The organism is Luteibacter sp. P4_D7_3, assembly GCF_056401735.1.
This window is the reverse complement of sequence record NZ_JBFUIT010000575.1, coordinates 1-1,261: the sequence shown is the minus strand read 5'-3', so window position 1 is coordinate 1,261 and position 1,261 is coordinate 1. Positions and strand designations below refer to the sequence as shown.

Annotated in this window: 2 protein-coding genes; one reads left to right on the top strand and one right to left on the bottom strand. The window is 62.3% G+C overall.

What is annotated here, in order from left to right:
* On the top strand, window positions 1–1,018 hold a 1,018-nt coding region (locus tag AC1DSN_RS22830), incomplete at its 5' end, for a serine hydrolase (protein WP_477333143.1).
* Window positions 1,019–1,052: 34 nt separating this feature from the next.
* Here AC1DSN_RS22830 and AC1DSN_RS22825 read toward each other — a convergent pair.
* Window positions 1,053–1,261, bottom strand: a 209-nt coding sequence (locus AC1DSN_RS22825; RefSeq protein WP_477333141.1) for a lysozyme inhibitor LprI family protein, incomplete at its 5' end; no start/stop codon positions are given.

Genomic DNA, 1,261 nt, shown 5'->3' with positions numbered 1-1,261 from the left:
CGACAGCACGGCCGATGCCGCCGTGTATACCACGCGGCGCAATCGCGCCGTCGGCCACGAGAAGGGATACGACAGCGTGCCGGCGGTCACACCCCTGGTGGCTTCAGGCGGTGTTTACACAAGCGCACGTGACATGGTGCGATACGCGGCGTTTCACCTCGACGGTGGACGTATCGACGGCAAGCCCGTGTTGGCACCTGCGCTGTGGGAAGCGATGCACGGCTTTGGCCTCGGCGGCGACTACGGTCTTGGCGTCATTCGCAACGAACTACGTTATGGCGACACCCCGGTCCGCGTGCTCAGCCACAAAGGCGGCGGTTTTGGCTTCGGGTGTGTTTTCATCTATTGTCCGGAGGCGAAGCTTGCCTGGGCCGCCATGTTCAATCGGCCGGTATCCGCTCCCTATCGCTTCGGTCGCAAGCTGATCGATGGTCTTCTTGCCGCCCGTTTCGGTGCGAAGTCTCCGAGGCTCAGTGCAACGGACATTGCACCGATCCGGCCGACGGCTGCCCTCAAGCAAACGGTCGCAGGCACCTATGTAGGGCGGAACCTTACCGCCACCATTCATGACACCGACGACGGCCTTCGATTCGAGTCGGACGCCTTCGAGATGCATGGCCCGTTCCTCGCCGTGACGCCGACCGCCTTCTTCACGGCGGATGCCGACCATGACCTTGTCGCGTGGACGTACACGGAAGCCGTGGGCGACTTGCCGGCCCACCTCGAATGCAGCGAAGGGGAGGCCGGCGTCGATTACAACGAGGGACCCCATGATCCGAAGGGGCCCGATCGTGCGGAGTGGACGAAATACGCGGGGAAGTATCAGATCTATCAATGGGGCAAGCCGTCGCTGGACGTGCTCGTCGAGCGGCGCAACGGCTACCTGTTTATCAACGGCGTGAAACTGCTGGTCGAGCGCGAGCCAGGACTGTTCTTCACCAGTGACGGTGAGGCAGTCGACTTGCGGACCGCGGTTCCCACGTGGCGCAGTCTCGTTCTGCGTCGCGTCAACACTTGAACGCAGGCGATGTTCAGGAATGAAAGAGCGGGCGTTACCTCGCGGGATCCCACGGTAGCTGCCAAAGCCGCGCCGTCGTCATCTCCTTGATGCACGGCACGTCCGTTACGCAGCGTGTGGCGCGCTCGCGGATAAAATTATCCTGTTCTTTCTCCATCGCCCGCGCATCTTTTGGCATGGCGAAAAAGTGGCGGTGACGATAAGCAACGTCCATTCCGCCTTCGAGCCCGGTGAGCTCCGGGT